Origin of the sequence: Albidovulum sp., assembly GCF_008933605.1 — a bacterium.
GTDB lineage: Bacteria > Pseudomonadota > Alphaproteobacteria > Rhodobacterales > Rhodobacteraceae > Albidovulum.
Genome location: NZ_WBUS01000297.1, coordinates 1 through 1608, shown reverse-complemented (window position 1 = coordinate 1608; position 1608 = coordinate 1). Strand labels below are relative to the sequence as shown.

Annotated in this window: 2 protein-coding genes; both read left to right on the top strand. The window is 67.7% G+C overall.

The window, feature by feature from the left end; translation table 11 throughout:
• Positions 1 to 226, top strand: a 226-nt coding sequence (locus F9K34_RS19005) for a DUF1127 domain-containing protein (protein WP_291338657.1), incomplete at its 5' end; no start/stop codon positions are given.
• A gap of 442 nt (positions 227 to 668) precedes the next feature.
• On the top strand, positions 669 to 1511 hold the full coding sequence (locus F9K34_RS19000; RefSeq protein WP_291338656.1) for a LysR family transcriptional regulator: 843 nt from the start codon (positions 669 to 671) through the stop codon (positions 1509 to 1511).
• Positions 1512 to 1608 lie beyond the last annotated feature (97 nt).

Here is a 1608-nt window from a genome sequence, read left to right as displayed (position 1 = left end):
TACTGCATCTCCTGCGCGCCACGCCTCGATCATGCCGTCGCCGTTTGGCGGAACAGGGGCCGGCTCTGACGAAGGCCTCCGCGCCTGGCGCCTCGCGCGCCGGGAGGCCCGTCTCTTCGCCCTGACCGTGCGCGAACTCGATGACCTCAGCGACGATGTGCTGAAGGACATCGGACTCGTGCGCGGGTCCATCAAGGCGACGTTGCGCGAACGCGGCCGGGGCTGAGACCGGACCCGGGCCCCGCCGCTTCCCGGTCAGGGCGGCGCTCTCCTCGGCGCCGGCCAGGAAGTGCGTCTCGAATTTCGTCATGCCGTATCCCTTTCGAAATCGCTCGGTACCGGATCGGCGCCGGCGACGGCCTGGGCGCGGGGTGATCGGGAGCCTTTGGGGTTCGTTTCCCCGCGCGCAGGAGCCCTTGGCCGGGGCCGCGGGCTCGTCTGCGGCGGGGAAGGTGAAATGATTTGGAACTGAAAAAAACTTGTAAGAATAACAGCTTGCCGCGGAAACCGTGGTTCGTGCGCGGGTCGCTTGACCGCATTCCTGCCGGGGTCCAGTATCCTGGCTCTCCCCGACCCGTCCGCGGCCGGTCAAATCGTGGGAGGATTTTTTGTTGATTGTTGCGTCAATATCCAACGAATTCTTCGCATGATTGCCATAAGAGACCCTGATGGATGTGGAACTCTACCGCACGTTTCTTGCCGTCGCGGATTCCGGCGGCTTCACCGCTGCGGCGCAGATCGTGGGCCGGACGCAGTCGGCCGTCAGCCAGCAGATACGGCGTCTGGAGGAGGCCTTCGGCCAGCCGCTGATCGACCGCGCGGCGAGCCCGGTCACGCTGACGGAATACGGCAAGGCCTTGCTGCGCCCCGCCCGCGAGATTGTCGACACCCATGACGAAGCCGTCGCCGCGTTCCGGCGCACGACCTTCGAGGGGATCATCGTCGTCGGCGTCGCCGATGCCTATGTGAACCGCATCCTGAAGGACGTTGTGCGCGAGTTCACCCGGCTCTTTCCGCAGGCGACGATCAGCATCGTGATCGACGATTCGCTTGGCCTGTCGCGGCGGATCGCCGGCGGGTCGGTCGATCTCGCCTTCGTGACCGAAGGCAACTGTCCGACCCGGGGGCCGGTGGCCTTCACCGACAGGCTGGTCGTCGTCGGCCCCTCCGCCGTCAATCTTGGCGCGGTCGATCCCTTGCCCGTGGCGGTGTGGGACGAGCGCAACCAGGACGAGGTTCCACTGGTCGCGGCGCTGGACGCGATGGGGCGGCGCTACCGGCCGGTCTGCGTCTGCCGCAGCGTCCATGCGCAGCACCAGGCGGTGACAGCGGGCCTCTGCGTCGCGGTTCTCGTCGAGGGAAGCATGGTCGAGGGGGAGCGCGCCTATCTCGAGGCGGACGGGTTCCCGGTGCTGAAGCATCTCAACATCCGGCTCGAACGGTCCTACGCCAAGCGGTCGCATGTCTTGGACCGGCTGGAGCGGCACTACCTGGCGTTCTTCGGGCGGTGAGCGCGGCGTGCCGAGGGCGCGTCATGCCGGCGGCGCGGGGCGCCGCCCGTGCCGCTGCCGTCCGCCCTGGTGGCGCCGCGCACGGGCGAGGTAGAGA